This is a genomic window from Novosphingobium sp. EMRT-2, assembly GCF_005145025.1.
Taxonomy (GTDB): domain Bacteria; phylum Pseudomonadota; class Alphaproteobacteria; order Sphingomonadales; family Sphingomonadaceae; genus Novosphingobium.
In genome coordinates this window covers 3035989-3057808 of the sequence record NZ_CP039695.1, presented here as the reverse complement: position 1 = coordinate 3057808, position 21820 = coordinate 3035989, and the positions used below count along the sequence as shown (strand labels likewise).

Here is a 21820-nt window from a genome sequence, read left to right as displayed (position 1 = left end):
GAGTAAGATATGCGCGAGAGGCTTCAGCACTATATCGACGGCAAATGGGTCGACAGCGAGGGCGGTCGTCGCCACGAGGTGATTAATCCCGCCACCGAGGAACCCTGCGCGGTCGTGACGCTGGGCAGCCAGGCCGATGTCGACAAGGCCGTTGCCGCCGCCAAGCGCGCTTTCGCCACGTTCAGCAAGACCACGGTGGCCGAGCGCAAGGCGCTGCTGGAAAACATCATCGCCGAATACAAGAAGCGCATCCCCGATTTCGCCGCCGCGATCAGCGAGGAAATGGGCGCGCCCGTCAGCTTCGCCGGCACGGCGCAGGTCGGCGCCGGCATTGGCTACATGCTGGGCACGCTGGAAGCGCTGGACGGCTTCGAATGGGAAGAAGCGATTCCCGGCACGCCCAACGCGCGCATGGTCCACGAACCGGTCGGCGTGGTGGCGGCGATCACCCCGTGGAACTGGCCGCTCAACCAGATCTGCGCCAAGATCGCGCCGTGCATCGCGGCGGGCAACACCGTGGTGCTCAAGCCTTCCGAAGAATGCCCGACCAACGCGGCGATCTTCGCCGAAGTGCTGGACGCGGCCGGCGTTCCGGCTGGCGTGTTCAACCTCGTGCAGGGTGATGGCCCCGGCGTGGGCGTGGCGCTGACCGTGCATCCCGATGTGGACATGGTGAGCTTCACCGGTTCGACCCGTGCGGGCATCCAGATTGCCAAGAATGCGGCCGAAACCGTCAAGCGCGTGCATCAGGAACTGGGCGGCAAGGCCCCGAACCTGGTGCTCGAAGACGCCGATTTCGCCACCCACCTGCCGCCGACGCTGCAGGGCGTGGTCGCCAACACCGGCCAGAGCTGCATCGCGCCGACCCGCCTGCTGGTCCCCGCCGCGCGCAAGGCCGAAGCCGAGGAGTTCGTGAAGAACTACTTCGCGGCGGTGAAGGTCGGCAGCCCGGCGGAACAGGGCGCGCACATCGGCCCCGTCGTCAACAAGGCGCAGTGGAGCAAGGTGCAAAGCCTGATCGATGCCTCGATCTCCGAAGGCGCGAACCTGCTCGAAGGCGGCCCCGGACTGCCGGACAACGTCAACCGCGGCTACTTCATCCGCCCGACGGTGTTCTCCGACGTGACGCCGGACATGACCATCTTCAAGGAGGAAACCTTCGGCCCGGTGGCGACGATCACCACCTATACCGACCTCGACGAAGCGATCGATCTGGCCAACAAGACCAGCTACGGCCTGTCCGCCACTGTCAGCGGCACCCCGGAATCGGCCTCCGACGTGGTCGGCCAGCTGCGTGCGGGCCTGGTCACGGTGAACGGCTGGGCCGGCGTGAAGGGCGGCGCGTTCGGCGGCTACAAGCAGTCTGGCAACGGGCGCGAGGGCGGCAAGTACGGCCTCAAGGACTTCATGGAAGTGAAGACCATCGCTCAGTTCTGATTTCCAGATTCTGATTTCCGGTACGCCGGAACGGAAAGGCCGGTGCTTCTTGAGGGGAGCGTCGGCCTTTGCCGTTGAGGCTTGGGAAAGCCCACCCCCAGCCCCTCCCGCTCGCGTTGCGCTGCCGCAGGCGGCGTTAGTCGCAGCGGGGTGGGCTGCCCCCCATCGTCCGGATCAGCCGGCCCGTCGCCAGCGGCGTGACCCTTCCACCGCTGCGGCGCCGTTCATCGCCCCGGTGATGCCGGCAATCGCGCTGTTGAGCGCGCGGGCGGCGTAGCGGCGCGCGTGCTGCGCCAGCGCCTGTTCGCGCGTGGCGGCGGCTTCCATCGCGCGGGGATAGATCTCGCCGAACAGGCAATCGAACGTGGCTTTCCAGCTGAACCGATCGACCACATGCGCCCGCGCGGCGGCGCGCATCGCGGCGTAGTCGCCCTGCCAGACCTCCATCACCAGCCGCGCCATCGCGTCCACGTCATCCACCGGCGCCAGCCGCCCCAGCGCGGGCGTGACTCTTTCTAGCATCGCGCCCGAGGCGACGCCGACCACCGGCAACCCGCTCGCCTGCGCTTCCAGCACCGAGATGCCGAACGTCTCGTCCGCCATGGCGGAGACATAGATGTCCGCCGATGCCAGCAGCCGCGCCAGTTCGGCGCGATCGCCGACGAAGCCCTGGAACGCCACGGGCAGCCCGCGCGCTTCCTCGATCATCCGGTCGTGCAGCTTGCCATCGCCGATCAGCAGCAGTGCCGCGCCGCAATCGGCCGGCAGCGCGCGGAACATCGCGAGCAGCCGATCCGCGCGCTTCTCGTTGTCCAGCCGCCCGGCATAGACCAGCAGTGGCCCCTGCCCTTCCAGCCCCAGCCGCGCGCGCAAGACCGAATCGCGGCGATCGGGATGAAACACCGCCGGATCGACGCCCAGCGCCAGTTCGTCGACATGCTCGACGCCATAGGACGTCAGCATCGCGCGCATGTCGCGTCCCAGCGTGTAAACCCGGTCGAATTCGCGGTAGGTCGCCTCGGCATAGCCGGCGCTGACCTTGCGCAGCCCGCGCGCGACGAAATCGCCGAACAGTTCCGAACCGACGCGATAGACGTGGGCATTGGGAAAATCGGTGTGATAGCCGGCGACCAGCGTGGTGTGCGGGAACGCGCGGCGGTGGTCGATCGCGGTCCACGGCAGTACCCAGGGGCACAGCGATTCGATCACGTCGGGCCGATAGCGCGCCAGCACCGCGCGCACCGCCGCCGTGCGCAGGATGAAACGGTAATTGGGGCTGCCCCGCACCGGATCGGCGCCGATCTCCACCCAGATATGCCGGCCGTTCTCGATCACCCGGTCCTCGGCGCCCGGCACGATCTGCAGCAGCCGGTGCCCGGTATGCTCCAGCACATGGGCGCGCTTTTCGCGCAGGTACGTGCCGATGCCGCCGCCGCCCTGCGGGGCATAGCTTTGCGTCAGGTCGCAGATCAGAAGCGCGTTGCCGTCGATGGTCACGGATCCCTTCAATCGATCCGTTATGACTCTTTCGCGACCGCGGGCAAAATTCCTTGAACGGCGTCAATAATCCTTGCTGACGCGCAGGTTGAGGCTCTCGTCCCCGATCGTCGCCACGGAGGCCAGCAGCGCCAGCCAGCGGGTGATGCGGAATTCGACCGAGGTGGCGTTATAGCCGCGCCCGTCGGTGACCAGTTCGACGAAGAACTTGCGGCCGAGGTACTTGCCGGCGGCGACGCTGGTGCCGCGCGGTATGGAAGCATCGGCGTTGAGAATGCGCAGCCGGTCCAGCCCGATGGCGCTGCGTAGCTTGTTGATCGGGTCCAGCCCGCCGCCGCCGCGCAGCGACGCCAGCGCGGCGGCAAGTTGCACCGCCTCCGGCGCGGAAATCTGCGTGATCGAGCTGCCGAACAGCAGGCGGCTGAGCAGTTCCTCTTCGGGCAGCGAAGGCGTGGAGGAGAAGGCGATCACCGGCTTCATCCCCGATCCGGTGATCGTGATCGTGGCGCTGACGCCATTGGCATCGCCCGTGGCAGCGATATCCAGCCGGGGATCGATCGGCACTTCGCCGGCAAAGCGGATGCGGCCGCGCGTGAGGTCGAAGCGCTTGCCCGCGAATTCGTAGCCGCCGCGTACCAGATCGGCGCTGCCGAATATCTGCGGATTGGCGGTGGTGCCGCGCAGGCGGATGTCCGCGCCCCATTCGCTGTCCAGCCCCAGCCCGCGCACGTCGATGCGATTGGCGCCCGAGGCGTCGATCAGGAACGTCCACGGGGTCGACGGCGTGCGCGCCGGGGCGACGTCGGCACGCGGGTTGATCTCGCGCGTGGGGATCGAGGGCAGTTCCGCGACCGCGCTGGCGCTGCCGAGCGCCCAGCGCGCCTGTTCGATGCGCACCCGCCCGGCGATAGTGCCACCGATGCCATCGCTGACGATGCGCAGCGGGCCGGTGACCGTAGCGGCCATGTCGTCGCGATTGACGATGCGCGCGTTCTGCGCGGCCATCCGCAGATCGAGCGCGACCCCGCGCGAGACGATGTTGGACAGATCGATGGTGCCGCTGCCGGTCACCTTGCCGCCGTTGGCGGTGGTGCCGGCAAAGCGGTTCAGCGATAGCCGCGAATCGTTGAAGGTGCCGCTCGCCTGGATGTTCTGGATGTCGGTGCCGATCACGCTGCTCTGCACGCGCAGATCCTTGCTGGCGATGGCGCCGACAAACGTCGGATCGTCAAGCGTGCCGGTGATGTCGGCGCGTGCGCCGATGGTGCCGGTCAGGTCCATGAAGTCCACCGCCGCGAGGCGCCACAGCGTTTCGGCCGGGCCGCCATAGCGGACCTGCGCCTGCAACCGGCCACCGCGCAGGCGCTCCAGCACGGTGCCGCCACGCGGCAGGCCGGAGAGGAGCGCTTGCACCCCGCCGCGCACAGTGCCGCCGTCCCGCCCGCCATCCTTGAACACGGCGCGCGCCTGCAGCGCAGACGGATCGAGATCGGCGACAAGCGAGAGGTTCATCGGCCGCGAGGTGAGCACGAGGCCGGAGCGCGTCAGCCCGCGCACCTGCACGGCGGCATGGCCAGACGGCGCGCCGGTGTGATCGTTGCGGTATTCGACGACGCCCGAAAGCGCCCCGCCCAGGCCGAGGTCCGCGACCACGATGTCCGCCAGCGACAGCGGCATCCGCGCGATCTGCAGCTTGAGTTCGGTGGGGCCGCCCAGCACATGCCCTTCGGCGATGACCGCGCCGCGCCCGAAATTGACCTGCGTGGGCTGCAACCGCCACCCGGCGCCCTCGCGCTCCAGCACCGCACGGCGCGGCATCTGGATCGCCCGGCCGGAATAGTCGCCCGAGGCGAGCGCGACGATCTTGTCGGGCGAAACCGTCGCCGTACCCTGCATGGCGAAGCGCGTGCCGCGCCGCCCGGCGATGGACGCGGTGACGCTGCCCGCGCCGTTGACGAGCTTCGCGTTGACGGCCAGTCGCCCGATGAACAACTGCCCCGCGCCGATGCCTTCGATATGCGCGGTGGCATCGATCGTGCTCTTGCCCTCGGCCAGGAAGCCGTTCACCTCGACCTTGCCATTGCCGATGGAAATCGGCCGCGCGCCACCGAAGCGGGCGTTGCGCGCCGTGACCAGCGCGGTGATCGCCTGCCCGCCTTCCTTTGGATCGAGCCGGACGGTGCCATCGATCCCGCCGCCCGTGATCGCCAGATCGCCGCTGACGCCGCCCGTGGCGAGGTCCAGCCCGCCGGTGATCTCCGTCTGCCAGACCTTGAAGTGCTCGATCGCGATGCGCGTCGGCCCCTTGGGCGGCGATTGCAGGCCCAGCACGCCATCGAACGGCCCCAGCGTGGAATCGCCCTTCGTCTCGATCCGGAATCCGTCACCCACGGGAGACAACGCCACGCGCACGTCCTTGAGGCCGGCGGCGGGCAAGGGATTGGCGAAAACCAGCACGGCGGACGGACCGTCCTTGGCCATCGCGGCATCGATGGTGAAATCGCCGTAGTCGAGGTGACGGCCCTTGCCGACCACGGTGGTCCGGCCATCGGGGTGGACCTGCCCGTTCAGGGCGACGGCCAGCTTGCGCGAGGACAGGCGCGCGTCGCTGAACCGCAGCGGGATCAGCGCGCCGGTGACGACGCCGCCGGAAAAGCGGATATTGCCGCCGGTCAGGTTGGCCAGCGTGGCGTTGTCGATCCGCGCCATGCGCCCGGCCGCGTTGGCGCGCAGCGACCACGGCACGCCGTTGCCCATGCCGAACACGATCTTGGCATCGGCATCGACCAAGCCCAGATTCGGCAGCGCGAAACCGCGCGCGGTGACCGGCCCGGCGAGTGCGTACATGCCCTTGGCCATGTCGCTGCGCAGCACCAGCCGCGCGGCCAGCCCCTTGAGATCGATGGCGAGCTGTTCGGACGAAAGCTGGCTGCCCTGCACGACCAGATCGCCCTTCACGCTGGCGCCGACGAAGCGCGGGTCGATCATGCCGTTGCCGGTCACCACCTTCTTCGCGGTGACGGCCAACGGCAGCAGCAGGCGCTTGCCGTTCCAGTTGGCGGTGCCGGCGGTGTGCAGCCCTTCGGCCTGCGTAGTGCCGCTCTTCAGCCGGTCGATGGTGAAATCGTGGCGGATGGCGAGATCACGGAACGGCCCGTCCAGCGTGGCGGCAAGGCGCACACCGGCGAGTTCGGGCGAAGCCATCACCAGATCGGGCCGGCGGAGGTCGGCCTTCAGCGCCAGTTCCCTGACGCGATTGGCGGTAAGATCCACCGCGCCCTGCCCCGTCGCACGGAACGCCGCGCCGCCCACGTAGAAGCGCCCGTCCAGCGTCGAATCCGCGAACGTGCCCTGATAGAACAGCGAAAGCTTGGTCCCCACGATGCGCCGTGTGGCGCCCGCCATGAGCGCTTCGGGGAAGACCTGCCCGGCGATGGTGTAGGTGCCGGCGCGGTTGTCGATCAGGAAGCCGGCCAGCCGTTCGCCGTCGCGCCGGGCCACGGCCCAGCCATGCCACGCGCTGAACCGGCCCTTGCCCGCCACTTTCGCCACGATGTCGCTTTTCACGCCGGTCAGCGCCGAGAGCAGGCCGCCGCGCGGCGCGGCATAATCGAGCGCGAGATCGAACTTGTCGCGATCCGGCTCGCTATCGAGGTGCAGCGCCAGCCGGTCCTTGCCGCCCAGCCTGCCGTTGGCGTCGATCAGCGTGCGCCCCGATCGGATGTTGGCGCGCGCGGTCAGGTCCACGCGGCGCTTTTCCCCGATCACGCCTTGCGCGATGGTGAGGGCATCGATTTCCAGACGGTCGATGCGGATGTTGAACGAGGGCAGGATCGGCGCGTTGGGATCGCCCGGCTTCAGTTGCGGCCGGCGCAACAGGGTGCCCCGGTGCAGCGCGAGCGTGCGGATGTCGAGCGTGTTGACCGTCCAGGCATAGGGCCGCCAGTCCAGGTCGACATCAGGAACGGTCAGGAAGGGACCATGGGGATCGCTTAGGACCACGTCCTTCAACCCGGCCTTGCCGAACAGCGAGCCATCGATCCGGCCGATCTTGATGCGCAGGCCCGAAGCCGGCGCCAGCGTGGCGACGCGGTCGGCGACGAAACGGTGGCCGATCGGCGAATCCAGCACCAGCAGCCCGCCCAGCAGCGCCATCGCCAGCACGGCAACCGCCGCGCCGATGCGCCGCGTCCAACGCCAGAGCGCGGGAGTAGAGGCCGAGTCCGCCGGACGCGGCGAAGCGCCCGGCGCGGGGTTGGCCTCCTCTGGCGTGGGTGGCACGGTATCGTCCGCCATCAGAACGCCTGCCCCAGCGCGACATAGACGCCAATACGGCTATCGCCCTTCGACGGGTTGAGCGGGGTGCCGAGATCGATGCGGATCGGACCGAAGTTGGTCTGGTAACGGATGCCCACGCCGACACCGACCTTGATGTCGCGGAAGCGCGGTGTCGTGGTTTCGTCCACCGCGCCGGCATCGACGAACGGCACCACGCTGACCGCACCGCCCATCAGCCCGGTCTTGACCCGCGCTTCGAGCGAGAATTCGGTCAGCGAACGGCCGCCGCTGGGCGCGCCGGTCGTGTCACGCGGGCCGATCTGCTGATAGCCATAGCCGCGCACCGACGATCCGCCCCCCGCATAGAACCGGCGCGACGGCGCGATGCTGGCGATGTCCGCGCCCTGGATCGCGCCGAAGCGCACGCGGCCGGCCATGACCACGCTGTCGCTGACCGGGCGATAGAGGCTCGCGTCGAGCTGGACCTTCACATAGGTCGAATTCGCGCCGGCCTGGCGCGAGATTTCCGGCGAGACGCGCAGCGCCACGCGGAAGCCGCGCGTGGGATCGAGCAGGCTGTCGCTGCCGTCATAGGCCCCGCGCAAGGGCAGCGCGCCGATGAAATAGGTCTTGCGCGGCTGGGTGCTGTCCTCGCGCTCGCTGGTGGCCACCACTTCGAGGCCTGCCGAATAGACCCAGGGCTTCTGGAACAGCAGCGTGGTCTGCCGCTCGATGCTGCTGACCAGCGACAGGGTGCGCGCCTGATAGGCATCGCTCACCTTGGTCTGGGCATAAAGATCGGCGGTCAGCACCTGATCGCGCGTGAGGAAGTTGTTGCGGCGATAGATTACGCCGAGCAACTGCTCGCGGGTGCCGGCGACGCCGCGCACGCGCACCATGCCTTCGGGCGGGATCAGGTTGCGGTGCTCCCAGCTCGCCTCGACGCGGAAGCCTTCGCCGCTGGAATAGCCGATCAGCGCCGCAATCGTGCGCTGCGGCGCCTTGGCCATATCGACATCGACATCGACCACGCCGGGCTTGCCGGCGGCGGGCGGCGTCACTTCACGCGTCTTGACCGTGACCGAGGAAACGAGGCTGGTCGCCAGGATCGCTTGCCGCAGATCGTCGAGCATGGCGGTCTGATAGACGTCGCCCGGCCGGAATCGCGCGATATGCTGGATATGGCGCGAACCCATGAAGCGCGGCATGCCGCTGACGACTTGCCCGAACACATAGCGGCCGCCGCTGGTGACCGGCACCGTCAGATCGCCGGTGCGCGGCTCGTGGTCGATCACCAGCGCCGGTTCGCCCACCTTGGCGAAGGCATAGCCGTTGTCGCCCAGCGTGGCGGCAAGATCGGCGCGGCCCTTGAGGATCTTCTCGGTATTGACCGGATCGCCGACGCGGACGCCAAAAGCGGCGCGCAGGGTTTCGTAGTCCGCGCCCGTTCCGGCAATATCGCCAAGGTCGATCTTCGCCAGCCGGTACTGCGGCCCCGGCACCACATCGAACCGCACGACCACCTTGGACAGATCGATGGCATTGCGGCGCTGGCCGCGCCGCGCCCCGTTGCCACCCTCCGCGCTGGCAGACGCCGCCGAAGCAGCCGCCTCGCTCTGCGGCGTGACGATCGACTGGTAAACCTCGGCGTCGTAATAGCCATAAGTGCGCAGGATTTCGACGATCAGGTCGCGATCGCTGCGCGCGCGGCGGGTCAGCTGGGCAAGGTTGTCCTCGTCATCGTCCAGCGAATGCAGACTGGAGAGGCCGGAGAACCGCGAAACCAGTTCATCGCGTTCGGGGAAGGCATCGGTGGGCGAGAACGCCAGATCGACCTGCCCACCGACGTGCGAGAGCGAGGCATCGGGGATCAGCGCGTTGCGCGCACTTTCGACCTGCTGCTGTTCGCCATCCAGCGCATCGACCGCGCCATCCACCTGCTGCTGCGCCAGCGCGATGTCCGGATCGGGATCGAGCGGCTTGAACGGCGGAAGATCGGCGGTCTGCGGCCAATCGATGGTGATGCCGGGAATGTCGGTCAGCGCCTGCAACGGTTCGGTCGCGCCCAGCAGCGCGGCGACATCGGGCGCGGGCTGGCGCGCGGCATCGGTATCGAGCGCCCAGCTTTCGGCATTGTCGATCGCCGAATCGGGAATCAGGTCCTTGAGCGCCTGGTCGGTATCGCGCGATTGCGCCAGCGCCATCGGCGCGGGCACCAGCGCGACAAACAGCGCCGCCGCGATGATCCGCGTCAGCGATCCCGACATGCGCAGCGAAGCACGATCAGGCCGGACGGTAGATTTCCTGTCCGGCGTGCAGACCATCCTTGCCCCCGTGCTCGAAACCGCCCTGCCGCGAGGTGGCCGCACGATCGATGGCGATGGCCTGTTCATCAGTCGAGAAACGCTCCCAGCCATCGCGGCCAAGGCGTTCGAGCGGACGGAAGCGCACCTTGTACTGCATGCGCGAAGATCCTTCGACCCAGTACCCGAGATAGACGTAGGGCAGGCCGATTCTCGCCGCGTGCAGAATGTGATCGAGGATGATGTAGGTTCCAAGCCCGGTGCGCGTCTCGTGATGTGGATCGTAGAAACTGTAGATCATCGAAAGACCATCGCCCTGATGGTCGGTAAGGCAGGCTCCCACCAGTTTGCCCGGCGCGCCACCCACGCCCGGTTCCCTGTATTCAATCACATAGCTTCTGACTGGCGTATGTTCCACCATGTCAGCAAAATCCATCTCGTCCATGGCCGCCATGCCCCCATCGGGGTGGCGCGCCGACAGGTAACGCCGCAGGAGGTCAAACTGTTCCTGCGTCGACCACGGCTTGCATGCAGTAACAATCAGGTCCGAATTGGCCTTGATCGCCCGGCGTTGCGCCGAAGAGGGCTGAAACTCGTCCGAGACGACGCGCACCGAGACGCAGGCGGTGCAATCGATGCAGCTGGGGCGGTAGGCGACGGTCTGGCTGCGGCGGAAGCCGATCCGGCCCAGCGCGTCGTTCAGGTCGTCGGCATGAGGCCCCTTCAGCTCGGTGAACACCTTCCGTTCGCTCTTACCCTCAAGATAGGGGCACGGCGCGGGGCTCGTCACGAAAAAGCGGGGAAAACGGACGGGCGCGGTCACGGCCTGCTGGGCTTCCTCTGGGCATCCGGACCATCCGGCGCCGTTCAAAGACGACAATGCCTCAGCATCGAACTTGGTGAAAGACCCTTAACCACGAAATAATGCGCCTCAGTCCGTCTCGAGGCCGGCGCAGGCCCGGTTTGCGCCGCCCTGTCCCGGTTCCGGACGACAGGGCGGCGCATCCTTTACGAGACGGACACTCCCAGAACGGTCGGGCGAAGCGCGATTTCAGCCCAATTCGATCTGAATCACGTCATATCCCTTGGCGCGGAGCGCCGCGACCAGCAGGTCGATCTGCTCGCGATCGCGCGCCTCGCATTCGATCTCGGCGGTCAGCCCCTTGGCCGGAAGCGAGGTGAAAATGCGCTGGTGCCAGACTTCGAGAATGTTCACTTGGTAGCGGTTGAACTCCTCGACCACATGGAACAGCGCGCCCGGGCGATCCTGCAGCACGATGCGCAGCCGGCCGAGCCGGCCCGACCGCGCCAGATCGCGCAGCAGCACGTTGGCGAGCAGGCGGGTATCGATATTGCCGCCCGTCAGCACGATGCCCACGTTGCGTCCTTCGAACAATGCGCGGTTGCGCATGACCGCGGCCAGCCCGGCCGCGCCCGCGCCTTCGACTACGATCTTCTCGATCTGCAGCAGCAGCGCCACCGCGCTTTCAAGCGCGGCTTCGTCGACCAGCACGATGTCATCGACAAGCTGCGCCAGCACCGCCGAGGTGAAGGCCCCCGGCTCCTTCACCGCGATGCCTTCGGCCAGGGTATCGCCGCCGCATGGCAGATCGGCGTGCTTCAGCTTGTCGTACATCGACGGATAAAGCTGCGCCTGCACCCCGATCAGGCCGATATCGGGTTTCAGCGCCCGCGCCGCCGTGCCCATGCCCGAAAGCAGTCCACCACCGCCGATCGGCACCGCCAGCATGTCGATCTCGGGCGCATCCTCGAGCATTTCGAGCGCCACCGTGCCCTGCCCGGCGGCGACCTGCGGATCGTCGAACGGATGAACAAAGGTCAGCCCGAGCTGCTTTTCCATCGACCGGGCATAGGCATAGGCCTCGTCGAACGTCTCGCCCTCGAGCACGACCTTGCCGCCGTTGCTCTCGGTCTGCATGATCTTCACCGTCGGCGTCGTCTTGGGCATGACGATGGTGACGGGCACGCCCAGCCGCGTGCCGTGGTAAGACAGGCCTTGCGCGTGGTTGCCGGCCGAAGCCGCGATCACGCCGCGCGAACGGCGTTCCTCATCGAGTTGCAGAAGGGCATTGAGCGCGCCGCGTTCCTTGTAGGCGGCCGTGAACTGGAGGTTTTCGAACTTGAGCCAGATCTCGGCGCCGGTGATGGCGCTCAACGTCCTGCTGTAAAGCGTGGGGGTGCGCACCACCTGCCCGCTAATTCGCTCCGCCGCCGCGCGTACCTCGGCGATGTCGAGCAGGGCACCGGGATTGCCGGTGGGCTGCTGAGCGGATGAACGGACCAGATTTTCCATGCAGGCGCCCTAATGCAAAGGGCGCGCCAAGGAAACCTTTAACGGGTGCCGCGCACGCCGCGGACCGCCGCCACGATCCCCAGCACGACGAGGACCGCCAGCGTATCGGCGATCCAGTCGCGGATATCGCAATCGCGGTGCAGTTCGGGGATCGACTGGGCCAGCTCGATCAGCGCGCCCAGGAACGACAGGCGCTCCGCGATGCGCCGCTTGGGAAACGACGGCCAGCCCAGCGCCGCCAGCAGGGCCAGCACCGAAAACGCCATCATGTGCTCGAACTTGTCACCCAGCCGGTCGATCGGCAGGTGCGGCGGATGCGGCAGCACGGCCATGACCACCGCGAAAGCGCAGCAGATCCAGAACAGAGCGCGCAGGACGGACGGCGAAAACAGACCGGATCGGCGGCGATTCCTCATGCGGCCGCGTTAGCCTGCCAGCGACCGGCGAAGCAAGCGAGCGTGCGCACCCACAATGAAGCGAAAGCGAACGCGGCGGGTTGCGGCCGGCGCGCGGCTGGCTACAGAAGGGGCATGCTGAAGGTCCGAACCCGATGAACGGCGGCGCGCCGCATTCCATGATGCACGACGGCTTCCTGTTGCTCGGCTTCGCGCTCGGCTTCGTGCTGCTGTTCCGGCGCCTGCGGCTGGGCGCGACGCTGGGCTACCTCGTCGCCGGCGCGGTGGTGGGGCCGCAAGTGCTGGGCCTGGTGGGCGATGCCGAACAGAAGCTGGGCATCGCTGAACTCGGCATCACGCTGCTGCTGTTCCTGGTTGGGCTGGAGTTGAACCCTTCGCGCTTGTGGAAGATGAAGCGCGACATCCTGGGGCTCGGGCTGCTGCAAGTGACCGCCTGCGGCATGGCCATCGCCGCGATGATCGCGCTGGGCACCGAATTCTCGTCCGCCGCCGCGCTCGCGCTGGGCCTGCCGCTGGCGCTTTCCTCCACCGCGCAGGTGCTGCCGATGCTGCAATCGTCGGGCCGGCTGCGCACGCCGTTTGGCGAACGGGCCTTCGCCATCCTGCTGTTCCAGGACCTGTCGATCATCCCGATGATCACGATCATCGCCGCAATGAGCCGCAACCCGGCCGACGTGGGTGGCCCGCCGGGATGGCTGCTGTCGCTCTACACGATCGGCGCGATCGTCGGCCTTGTCGCCGCCGGGCGCTTCCTGATCCGCCCGCTGTTCCGCCTGATCGGCAAACTAGGCGAGCGCGAGATGTTCGTGGTGGCGGCGCTGTTCACGGTGATCGCGGCGGCCGCGATCATGGAAGCGCTGGGCCTATCCACCGCGCTGGGCGCGTTCGTCGCCGGGGTAATGCTGGCGGATTCGCCTTATCGCCATGAACTGGAAGCCGATGTCGAACCGTTCCGTTCGATCCTGCTGGGCCTGTTCTTCCTGGCGGTGGGCATGATGCTCGATCTCAACGCCATCGCGCAGCGGCCACTGTTCGTGCTGGGCATGGCCACGGCGCTGGTGGGGGTGAAGGCCGCGGTGATCTTCGCGATCGGCCTTGCCTTCCGCATGACCTGGCGCGGCGCGATGGCGCTGGGCCTGCTGCTCAGCCAGGGGGGCGAATTCGGCTTCGTGCTGTTCACGCAAGCGCAGAACGCACTGCTTGTCGCGCCCGAGGCCGCCAGCCTGTTCGGCGCGATCGTCACCGTTTCGATGGCGAGCACGCCGTTCCTGATGATGGCCACGCGCCGCTTCCGCGACGAGCCAGCTGCCGACCAGGGCGAGCGCGAAGGACCGAGCGCCGACGGCGCGAGCGCGATCGTCGTGGGCTATGGCCGCTTCGGCCAGACCGTGGCGCAGATGCTGAACGCCAGCGACATCGAAGTGACGCTGATCGACACCGACATCGAGATGATCGACGTGGCGGCGAGCTTCGGCGCAAAGGTCTATTTCGGCGACGGCTGCCGGCTCGACGTGCTGCGCCAGGCCGGCGCAGCCGAGGCCGAACTGATCCTGTTCTGCACCGATGGCGACCAACTGGACGCCGAGATGATCGAGGCCGTCCACGAGGCGTTTCCCGATGCCGCGATCTATGTGCGCGCCTATGACCGCCGCGCGGTGATCCGCCTCAAGCGCACGCCCGTCAGCGGGATCGTGCGCGAGGTGATGGAATCGGCCGTGAAGATGGCGCGGCTGGCGCTGGAGGATGCGGGCGTCAACCTGGAAGCGATCAACCGGGCCGAAGACATCTATCGCAACAACGATCGCGAACGGCTGAAAATCCAGATCGAGGCTGGCGACATCCGCGCCGCGCGCGACCGCATCATCACCGCGCCAACGCCGCAGGAGACGTGAGGGGCGCGTAAGGCATCGATTGCCCGCCCCCTGCCCCTCCCGCAAGCGGGAGGGGAGAAGTGTCGAAAGCCCCTCCTTTAACTCCCCTCCCGCCTGCGGGAGGGGTTGGGGGTGGGCCAGTGCCGGCACCCCTGCCCCAACGCCTTCAAAACGCGGCGATGCCCGTGATCGCGCGGCCCAGGATCAGCGCGTGAACGTCGTGCGTGCCTTCGTAGGTGTTCACGGTTTCGAGGTTCACCATGTGACGGATCACCTGGTATTCGCCCGAGATGCCGTTGCCGCCGTGCATGTCGCGCGCCGTCCGCGCGATGTCGAGCGCCTTGCCCACGTTGTTGCGCTTGACGATCGAGATCATCTCGGGCGCGAAGGCGCCTTCGTCCATCAGGCGGCCGACGCGCAGCGAGGCCTGAAAGCCCAGGCTGATCTCGGTCAGCATGTCGGCCAGCTTCTTCTGGTACAGCTGCGTCGCGGCGAGCGGGCGACCGAACTGCTTGCGATCGAGCCCGTACTGGCGCGCGGCGTGGTAGCAGAACTCGGCGGCGCCCAGCGCACCCCACGAAATGCCGTAGCGCGCGCGGTTGAGGCAGCCAAACGGCCCCTTCAGCCCTTCGACGTTGGGCAGCAGCGCGTCATCGGGCACGAACACGTCGTCCATCATCACCATGCCGGTGATCGAGGCGCGCAGCGAGAGCTTGTTGTCGATCTTCGGCGCGGACAGGCCCTTCATGCCCTTTTCGAGGATGAAGCCACGGATCGCGCCGCCATGCGCTTCGGACTTGGCCCAGATCACGAAGACATCGGCGATCGGCGCGTTGGAAATCCAGGTTTTTGAACCGGACAGGCGATAACCGCCCTCCACCTTTACCGCATGGGTACGCATGCCGCCCGGATCTGAGCCGGCATCGGGTTCGGTCAGGCCAAAGCAGCCAATGAATTCGCCGGTGGCGAGCTTGGGCAGGTACTTCATCCGCTGCTCTTCCGATCCGTATTCGTAGATCGGGAACATCACCAGGCTGGACTGCACGCTCATCATCGAGCGGTAGCCGGAATCGACGCGCTCCACCTCGCGCGCGACAAGGCCGTAGGAGACGTAGGACGCGCCGGCGCAGCCATACTTTTCCGGCAGCGTGATGCCGAGCAGGCCCTGTTCGCCCATTTCGCGGAAGATCGCGGGATCGGTATGTTCCTGCGCGAAGGCATCGATCACGCGCGGCTGGAGGCGATCCTGCGCGAAGCTGCGCGCGGAGCCGGCGATAAGCCGCTCATCCTCGGTGAGCTGCGCATCGAGCGCGAAGGCGTCTTCCCAATCGAACCGAACCATGCCTGCCATGTGGCGTCCTCCTTGCGCGTGATCCTGCAACCTGCCATCGATCGCATCAAGAACCGAATTTGCCGTGTTCAATCGCGATATGGAATGAATGATGCTCGACGGCGACCAGCTCGAAGCGTTCCTGGCCATTGCCGAAACCCGGCACTTCCTGCGCGCCGCCGACCGGCTGGGCATCGCGCAGTCGGTCGTCAGCAAGCGCCTGCAGCGGCTGGAAGACCGGCTGGGCGCCCGGCTGGTCACGCGGGGCAGCCGCAAGGACGTGGCGCTGACGCGCGCCGGCCAGCTCTTTCTGGACGAGGCGCGCGCGGCGCTGGCCTCGCTGCGGCAGGCCGAGCGGATCGGGCGCAACATCGCGCGCGGCGCCGCCGGGCCGCTGCGCATCGGCTACGTGTTCTCCGCGGCGATGAGCGGAACGCTGGCGCGCGCGCTGCGGGCGCTGCGCGATGCCCTGCCCGATCTGGACGTGCGCCTTTCACTGATGGAAACGCCGGTGCAGTTCGACCGCATCGTTTCGGGCGAGATCGACATCGGGCTGACCCGCCCCAGGCCGTCCTACCCCCCGGCGATCACCGCGCGCACCGTCCACCGCGAACCGCTGGTGCTGGCGCTGGCCGACGACCATCCGCTGACCTTCCACGCCGCCGTTCGGCTGGCGGACCTCGCCGGCGAGCCGTTCATCATGCCGCAGTTCCACGAGGAAGTGGGCCTTGCCGAAGCCGTGCGTGACCTCTCGCGCGCCGGCGGCTTCGCCATGCCCGCGCTTCACCGCACCGACGATTTCATCTCCGCCGCCGTGCTCGCCGCCGCCGGGCGCGGCGTGGTCCTCGCCCCCGCCTCGCTCCAGCACCTCGCGCTCGACGGCCTGACCTTCCGCCCCCTGGCCGATCATGCCGCCACCGTCGAACTGGCGCTGCTCTGCCGCGACGACACCCCTGCGGCTGCGCGCGGGGTGATCGAGAAAGCGCTGGCGTTGTAGGGGTACGGTGGACTGGGCCAGTGCGGCAACCAACTGTAATGGTAGTGAGGCTGAAGCATGTTAACACTTTTGGCTATGCTGCTTGGATCGTCGCCGGCAAGCATAGGTGCGCCGGATGAGTGTCAATATGATTTGTCCAGCTATGTTGGAATGAACCCGATCGAATTTGATCAAGGGGAAGACGGCTGGAGACATCTTGCAAGCACCGCAGGATGCGAGCGCGAAGCCGCCGAACTCATTCAAAAATATGTTCACTATAATGAAAATCAGCTGGGTGAAGATATTCGCCCGCTTCTCCTGTGGCATCGTGGGCAGATTCTGGCCTTTTCGGGCAGTTATTCCCAAGCCATTGCGGAGATGATTGCAAGCAAAAAGCGCACTACAACTGACATCGATGGATGGAACTTGTACGTTGAAGGAACGATTGCTTTTCTAGAAAATGATCGAGCGGCTTTTGATGAAGTCATTTTTGCTTTGAAAGCATTGAAACGACCTCCTGATTATCCAGAAGGCGATTTGGAATGGCCTCCGAACCTGTCTTTTCTTACCAGAATGGGGAAATGCTTTGGCTCACCTTATAAGCAAGCCTATGAGGGTAGATGTTGATTTATTGATCAGGCTTTGCAGACGCTAAGCTCAGGACGGGCGGTGTGCGCAACTTTTCGACGGTAGGCTAACCTCGCCCTTCCCGCCATTCAACCCGGTCCCCGAGCCGCGCGCCACCAGATCACACCCGGGCGCACGCCTCGCCGCCCTCGCCCAGCGCCAGCGCCTCTTCCGCCGTTACTGTTTTCAACAGCGCGATGAACGATTTGAGCGCGATGCTTTCCAGCTTGGCCATGTGCGGTTCGAACGGCTTGTCGTAGCCGGCGAACACGGTCATCCCCTCCATCGAGGCGGAGATGAACAGCGCGAGCATCTCGCACGCCTCGCACGGCAGGTCGGGGCGCATTTCGCGGATGATCTCGATCGCGGGCGCGCGGGCGCGGACGTAGAGTTCGTGGACGCGGTCGAACACGAATGCGTCGTGGTTGGACAGCGCCCACAATTCCGGGAACAAGCGCGTCGTCTTCTTGCTGCGGATGTCTTCCAGCACCAGCAGGCACAGGCGGCGCAACCGCTCTTCCGGCGGCGCGCCGGGCATCCGCACGATGGCGTCGAATTCCTGCTCGTAGCTGCGGATGACCGCGTCGAGCAGTTCGCGCACAAGATCCTCGCGGCTGCGGAAATGGTAGGTCAGGTTGCCGAACTTCATGTCGCAGGCGGCGGCGACTCGCCGCATCGACATCGCGCGATAGCCTTCCTCGATCAGGATGTGCAGCGCGGTGCGCAGGATCAGTTCGCGGGTTTCGTGGCCCTTGGCATAGCCGCCCTCGCGTTCCGGAAAGACCAGGTCGGTGACGAAAGATGGCGCACCATCATACTGATTCATAATAAATTTCAGCTCCACTTTCGCTCTTGATAACCCGCCTTAAAAAATATGTCACGCGACAAAATTAGGTCACTTGACAGAATTATGCCTCATTCGTCATTCTCCCGGCAACAAAGGCGCAACAATTCGCCGAGACTTTGGGAGTACCGCATGAGGTTTCTTGCTCTGGCGCTTGCCCTCTCCGTTTCGGCGAGCGCGGTTTCCGCCGCACCCGCCGCCTATCCCACGCCGCTGCCCGAAGAGCCGATCCCCACGGTCAAGACGCTGCCGAAGGCGTGGCCGAAAAGCTGGGTCGTCATCCACGATTTCTACTTCGCCTCGATCCTCGACGGGCGGCTTGCGGTGGTGGACACCACATCGGCCAACCAGCCGCTGAAAGGGCTGGTCCGCGCGGCGCAGTTCGCCAATTCGCTGGTTTCGCGCCAGCGCGGCGAAATCTACACGGCCGAGACCTTCTTCTCCCGCCTGACGCGGGGCGAGCGCACCGACGCGATCACCATCTGGGACATGGAAACGCTCCAACCCAAGGGCGAGATCGTGCTGCCCGGCGGCAAGCGCCAGCAATCGGTGACTTATCCGCACCTGTTCCAGTTCACCAACGGCGAACACTGGGCGCTGGTGGCGAACTTCACGCCCGCGCAATCGGTGACGGTGGTCGACCTCGACGCGCGCAAGATCCTGAGCGAGATCGACCTGCCCGGCTGCGCGCAGATCTATCCCACCGGCGAGCGCGGCTTCAGCAGCTTCTGCGCCGACGGTTCGATGTTCAGCGTGACGCTGGACGACAAGGGCCAGGTCGCCTCTTCCAAGACCATCGCCAAGGTGCAGGACATCGACAAGCAGCCGCTGTTCAGCACGCCCGCGATGATGGGCAGGACGGGCTGGTTCGTCAGCTATTACGGGCAGGTTCAGGGCTTCGATTTCTCCGGCCCGGTTCCCCGCCCCCTGCCCGGTGCGTTCAACGTGGGCACGACCGAAGGCGGCGCGCCCGAATGGCGGCCGGGCGGCTGGCAAGTGATCGCGGCGGACGCCAAAGGTCTTCTTTACGTGCTGATGAGCCCCAACGGTCGCGAGGGCAGCCACAAGGATGGCGGCACCGAAGTGTGGGTGATCGACCCGGCGAAGAAGGCGCGAATCGCCCGCTTCCCGCTGCGGTCGGTGGGCGTGGCCGTGGGCGTGACGCCCGAGGACACCCCGCACCTGATCGTCGCGCGCGCCGACGGCGTGATCGATGTGCACGACGCCGCCACCGGCGCGTTCGTCCGCTCGCTGGGCGCGACGGTTGCCGCCAACCCGATCCTCATCACGCCGGTGCCCTGAGATGGCGCCCGCACCCGGTTCCATCACCCTGTTTCTGGCGCTGCTGCTGGCCGGATCGGCGCTGCACAAGGGGCTGGCCCATGAACGGCTCGCCATCGCCGCCGCGCGGCTGGCGGGCACGCGCCCGAGTTCCGGCCCGCTGCTCCTGCTAACGGCGGGCAGCGTGGAAGCGGTGGCGGCGGCCTGCCTGCTCATTACTCCCCTGCAAAGGACCGGCGCGCTGATCGCCGCCGCGCTGTGGCTGGGCTATGCTATCGCCCTGTTCCGCCGCCGGGGCGAAGTGCTCGATTGCGGCTGCGACCTGGTCGCCCGCGAAAAGCCGGTGACCCTAGCGCAAACCGCCCGCCCGGCGCTGCTCGCACTGGCAGCCGGCCTCGTTTCCACCCTCCCGGCGGCGGCGTTCGGCATCGAAACGCCCTTCGCCGCCGCCGGACTTTGTGCGCTTTACCTCGGAATTTCCGAGCTGCTCGCCATTCCCCAACCCGCGTGGAGGAAGCCGTGATGCTGACATCCCAGATCCTGCTGTGGACCGCCGTGATCGTTCAGGCGCTGCTGATCGCAGCCCTTGCCCGCCAGGTCGGCATTCTCCACGAACGCATCGCGCCGGCCGGCGCGCTGACCCTGCACCAGAAGGTGGAGGTCGGTGAAACCGCCTCTCCCATGACGGTGACCACCATCGACGGCGCGCCGATCGAGATCGGCGGCAAGCGCGAAGGCCGCAGCCAGTTGCTGTTCTTCGCCTCGCCCGATTGCCCGGTGTGCAAATCGCTGCTGCCGGTGGTGCGCTCCGCCGCGCGCGCCGAAGCCGACTGGATCGACATCGTGATCGCGGGCGACGGCACCAAGGGGCAATACCGCCAGCTTGCCAAGGACCACGGCCTCGACGGCATTCCGCTGGTCCTGTCCGAAGCGCTCGGCCGCGCCTTCGGCGTATCGAAGCTGCCCTATGCGGTGCTGCTCGACGAAGCCGGCAAGGTCGCCTCGCTCGGCCTCGTCAACAGCCGGGAGCACCTCGAAAGTCTGTTCGAAGCCAAGGAACGCGGCGTGGCGTCGATCCAGGACTATCTCGCCCGCCGCAACAGGGAGGCCTGAGCCATGGCCGGCTTTGACAAGCTTACCGAGAAATTCGCCCGGCGCATCGCCCGCGGCACGTCGCGCCGGTCCATGCTGGCGTGGCTAGGCGCGGGCATGACCGGCGCGGCCACCTTTCCCGTCCTGCCGGTGGCGCGCGCCGCCACGCACGGCGGCGGGCCGACCCATAGCCCGGTAACCGCCGGCATCGATCAGGACCCCGGCGACCGCACGAGCTGCGATTACTGGCGCTACTGCGCGATCGACGGCTTCCTCTGCACCTGCTGCGGCGGGTCGGTCAGCAGCTGCCCGCCGGGCACGGAAATGTCGCCGATCACCTGGATTGGCACCTGCACCAACCCGGCCGACAACCGCGCCTATATCATCAGCTACAACGATTGCTGCGGTACGTCCTCGTGCGGGCAGTGCCTGTGCAACCGCAACGAGGGCGATCGCCCGCAAGTGCGCCCGCAATCGAACAACGATTACAACTGGTGTCTGGGCTCGCAGAGCAGCGTGTACAACTGCTCCACGGCGGTGATCGTGGGCGTGGCGCTGGACCAGCCGAAATGACCGGCGCGCTGAAAGTTGCTGCCCTCGGCGCGATGGCGCTCACCGCCGCTCTGGTCGCGCGCAGCCCGGCGCAGGCTGGCAGCGCGGAACCGAATGGCGCGGCGCTCTATGGCCGCTGCGCCGCGTGCCACACCGCGACCGGTGCGGGCGTGCCCGGCGCCTATCCCCCGCTGGGCGTCGATTTCCGCACGCTGGCGGCGCGCAACGAAGGCCGGCGCTATATCGCGCTGGCCGTCATCAAGGGGCTGTCCGGCCCGATCACGGTCGAAGGCAAAGCCTTTCGCGGCGTGATGCCAGCGCAAGCGGGCCTGGATGACGCGGCCATCGCCGCCGTGCTCAACCATGTCGGCACCACGATCACTAAGGTCGGGCCGGCGTTCCGCCGCTTCACCCCGGCCGAGATCGGCACGATCCGGGCCGGCGGCGCATCGCTTTCCTCGGCCGACGTCGCCCGCCTCCATGCCGGGGCCGGCGGTAAATGAAACCGGCCCTGCTCGCCTTTCCGCTCCTTGCCGCCCTGCTGGCCGGCGCTGGCGTGAAGGCGGGCGAGGCCGCGCCGCCGGGCGTGACGGACGTGCGGCAGGCCAAGGTCGACTATATGCTGAAGTGCCAGGGCTGCCACCGGCCCGACGGCAGCGGCGACGACCATTCCAATCCGCCGATGAAGCACATCGTCGCCCGGTTCCTTTCAGTGCCGGGCGGGCGCGAATTCATCGGCCGCGTGCCCGGCGTTTCGACCGTCAATCTCGACGACGCAAGGCTCGCCAATCTGGTCAACTGGACACTCTATACTTTTGATGCGGCGCACATGCCGGCCGACTTCCGCCCCTACACGGCGGAGGAAATCGGGCGTCTGCGCCAACACCCCCTTCGGCTCGAGCGCGCCGCGATGAGAGCGCGCCTGGTCGAGGGGTTTTCACAACCAGGGCAGGAACAAGCGCGCCCCTGAACAGGGCACCATCACAATGGGAGGTAGCAATA

The 21820-nt window shown here is 67.0% G+C and carries 18 protein-coding genes; 10 read left to right on the top strand and 8 right to left on the bottom strand.

Going from position 1 to position 21820, the window contains the following annotated elements:
• The first annotated feature begins 9 nt into the window (after nt 1-9).
• Complete coding sequence (locus FA702_RS14960; RefSeq protein WP_136956768.1) at nt 10-1437, top strand: aldehyde dehydrogenase family protein; 1428 nt, start codon at nt 10-12, stop codon at nt 1435-1437.
• A 174-nt stretch (nt 1438-1611) separates the two neighbouring features.
• Here FA702_RS14960 and FA702_RS14955 read toward each other — a convergent pair whose 3' ends face one another.
• From FA702_RS14955 to FA702_RS14930, 6 genes are all read right to left on the bottom strand, one after another.
• Complete coding sequence (locus tag FA702_RS14955) at nt 1612-2934, bottom strand: glycosyltransferase (RefSeq protein ID WP_136956767.1); 1323 nt, start codon at nt 2932-2934, stop codon at nt 1612-1614.
• Between the two features lie 63 nt (nt 2935-2997).
• Nucleotides 2998-7230 carry a translocation/assembly module TamB domain-containing protein gene (locus tag FA702_RS14950; RefSeq protein ID WP_136956766.1) on the bottom strand — a complete coding sequence of 1411 codons (4233 nt, stop codon included), beginning with the start codon at nt 7228-7230 and terminating at the stop codon, nt 2998-3000.
• Nucleotides 7230-9479, bottom strand: coding sequence for an autotransporter assembly complex family protein (locus FA702_RS14945; protein WP_255504594.1), 2250 nt, complete (start codon nt 9477-9479; stop codon nt 7230-7232). Before FA702_RS14945 ends, FA702_RS14950 begins: the two co-directional genes overlap by 1 nt.
• Before the next feature lie 16 nt (nt 9480-9495).
• On the bottom strand, nt 9496-10338 hold the full coding sequence (locus FA702_RS14940) for an arginyltransferase (RefSeq protein WP_136956765.1): 843 nt from the start codon (nt 10336-10338) through the stop codon (nt 9496-9498).
• A gap of 228 nt (nt 10339-10566) precedes the next feature.
• Nucleotides 10567-11829 (bottom strand): threonine ammonia-lyase, encoded by a 1263-nt coding sequence (locus tag FA702_RS14935; RefSeq protein WP_136956764.1) that lies wholly within the window; start codon nt 11827-11829, stop codon nt 10567-10569.
• 38 nt (nt 11830-11867) lie between these two features.
• Nucleotides 11868-12245, bottom strand: a complete 378-nt coding sequence (locus FA702_RS14930) for a hypothetical protein (RefSeq protein WP_136956763.1) — start codon at nt 12243-12245, stop codon at nt 11868-11870.
• Between the two features lie 134 nt (nt 12246-12379).
• Between FA702_RS14930 and FA702_RS14925 the strand changes: the two genes are divergently transcribed.
• The gene (locus FA702_RS14925; RefSeq protein WP_136956762.1) at nt 12380-14137 is read left to right on the top strand and encodes a cation:proton antiporter; all 1758 of its coding nucleotides are present in this window, start codon (nt 12380-12382) and stop codon (nt 14135-14137) included.
• Nucleotides 14138-14282: 145 nt separating this feature from the next.
• On the opposite strand, the gene FA702_RS14920 is transcribed toward FA702_RS14925, so the two are convergent.
• Complete coding sequence (locus FA702_RS14920; RefSeq protein WP_136956761.1) at nt 14283-15467, bottom strand: acyl-CoA dehydrogenase; 1185 nt, start codon at nt 15465-15467, stop codon at nt 14283-14285.
• An 88-nt stretch (nt 15468-15555) separates the two neighbouring features.
• On the opposite strand from FA702_RS14920, the gene FA702_RS14915 reads away from it, so the two are divergent.
• Nucleotides 15556-16443 carry a LysR family transcriptional regulator gene (locus FA702_RS14915; RefSeq protein WP_136956760.1) on the top strand — a complete coding sequence of 296 codons (888 nt, stop codon included), beginning with the start codon at nt 15556-15558 and terminating at the stop codon, nt 16441-16443.
• Between the two features lie 69 nt (nt 16444-16512).
• The gene (locus FA702_RS14910) at nt 16513-17049 is read left to right on the top strand and encodes a hypothetical protein (protein WP_168196073.1); all 537 of its coding nucleotides are present in this window, start codon (nt 16513-16515) and stop codon (nt 17047-17049) included.
• A gap of 121 nt (nt 17050-17170) precedes the next feature.
• Here the strand turns inward: FA702_RS14910 and FA702_RS14905 are convergent, their stop codons facing one another.
• Complete coding sequence (locus tag FA702_RS14905; RefSeq protein WP_136956758.1) at nt 17171-17875, bottom strand: TetR/AcrR family transcriptional regulator; 705 nt, start codon at nt 17873-17875, stop codon at nt 17171-17173.
• Nucleotides 17876-18025: 150 nt separating this feature from the next.
• On the opposite strand from FA702_RS14905, the gene FA702_RS14900 reads away from it, so the two are divergent.
• The 6 genes from FA702_RS14900 to FA702_RS14875 are packed head-to-tail and all read left to right on the top strand — an operon-like array spanning nt 18026 to nt 21788.
• Complete coding sequence (locus FA702_RS14900) at nt 18026-19195, top strand: amine dehydrogenase large subunit (RefSeq protein ID WP_136956757.1); 1170 nt, start codon at nt 18026-18028, stop codon at nt 19193-19195.
• Nucleotide 19196: 1 nt separating this feature from the next.
• Entirely contained in the window at nt 19197-19697 is a 501-nt protein-coding gene (locus FA702_RS14895) for a MauE/DoxX family redox-associated membrane protein (RefSeq protein WP_168196072.1), read from the top strand.
• Nucleotides 19697-20287, top strand: coding sequence for a thioredoxin fold domain-containing protein (locus tag FA702_RS14890; RefSeq protein WP_194918318.1), 591 nt, complete (start codon nt 19697-19699; stop codon nt 20285-20287). The genes FA702_RS14895 and FA702_RS14890 overlap by 1 nt, the downstream gene beginning before the upstream one ends.
• Before the next feature lie 3 nt (nt 20288-20290).
• Complete coding sequence (locus FA702_RS14885; protein ID WP_125957177.1) at nt 20291-20839, top strand: methylamine dehydrogenase light chain; 549 nt, start codon at nt 20291-20293, stop codon at nt 20837-20839.
• Nucleotides 20836-21321: a cytochrome c gene (locus FA702_RS14880; RefSeq protein WP_136956755.1), complete on the top strand. Its 486-nt coding sequence runs from the start codon at nt 20836-20838 to the stop codon at nt 21319-21321. Before FA702_RS14885 ends, FA702_RS14880 begins: the two co-directional genes overlap by 4 nt.
• Nucleotides 21318-21788, top strand: coding sequence for a cytochrome C (locus FA702_RS14875; RefSeq protein WP_125957181.1), 471 nt, complete (start codon nt 21318-21320; stop codon nt 21786-21788). Before FA702_RS14880 ends, FA702_RS14875 begins: the two co-directional genes overlap by 4 nt.
• The last annotated feature ends 32 nt before the right edge of the window (nt 21789-21820 follow it).

Excerpts from the sequence above, each read along its gene's own strand:
- FA702_RS14960 (WP_136956768.1), top strand. The coding sequence starts at position 10 with ATGCGCGAGAGGCTTCAGCACTATATCGACGGCAAATGGGTCGACAGC.
- FA702_RS14950 (WP_136956766.1), bottom strand. The coding sequence starts at position 7,230 with ATGGCGGACGATACCGTGCCACCCACGCCAGAGGAGGCCAACCCCGCG.
- FA702_RS14945 (WP_255504594.1), bottom strand. The coding sequence starts at position 9,479 with ATGTCGGGATCGCTGACGCGGATCATCGCGGCGGCGCTGTTTGTCGCG.
- FA702_RS14935 (WP_136956764.1), bottom strand. The coding sequence starts at position 11,829 with ATGGAAAATCTGGTCCGTTCATCCGCTCAGCAGCCCACCGGCAATCCC.
- FA702_RS14930 (WP_136956763.1), bottom strand. The coding sequence starts at position 12,245 with ATGAGGAATCGCCGCCGATCCGGTCTGTTTTCGCCGTCCGTCCTGCGC.
- FA702_RS14925 (WP_136956762.1), top strand. The coding sequence starts at position 12,380 with ATGAACGGCGGCGCGCCGCATTCCATGATGCACGACGGCTTCCTGTTG.
- FA702_RS14920 (WP_136956761.1), bottom strand. The coding sequence starts at position 15,467 with ATGGCAGGCATGGTTCGGTTCGATTGGGAAGACGCCTTCGCGCTCGAT.
- FA702_RS14915 (WP_136956760.1), top strand. The coding sequence starts at position 15,556 with ATGATGCTCGACGGCGACCAGCTCGAAGCGTTCCTGGCCATTGCCGAA.
- FA702_RS14905 (WP_136956758.1), bottom strand. The coding sequence starts at position 17,875 with ATGAATCAGTATGATGGTGCGCCATCTTTCGTCACCGACCTGGTCTTT.
- FA702_RS14900 (WP_136956757.1), top strand. The coding sequence starts at position 18,026 with ATGAGGTTTCTTGCTCTGGCGCTTGCCCTCTCCGTTTCGGCGAGCGCG.
- FA702_RS14895 (WP_168196072.1), top strand. The coding sequence starts at position 19,197 with ATGGCGCCCGCACCCGGTTCCATCACCCTGTTTCTGGCGCTGCTGCTG.
- FA702_RS14890 (WP_194918318.1), top strand. The coding sequence starts at position 19,697 with ATGCTGACATCCCAGATCCTGCTGTGGACCGCCGTGATCGTTCAGGCG.
- FA702_RS14885 (WP_125957177.1), top strand. The coding sequence starts at position 20,291 with ATGGCCGGCTTTGACAAGCTTACCGAGAAATTCGCCCGGCGCATCGCC.
- FA702_RS14880 (WP_136956755.1), top strand. The coding sequence starts at position 20,836 with ATGACCGGCGCGCTGAAAGTTGCTGCCCTCGGCGCGATGGCGCTCACC.
- FA702_RS14875 (WP_125957181.1), top strand. The coding sequence starts at position 21,318 with ATGAAACCGGCCCTGCTCGCCTTTCCGCTCCTTGCCGCCCTGCTGGCC.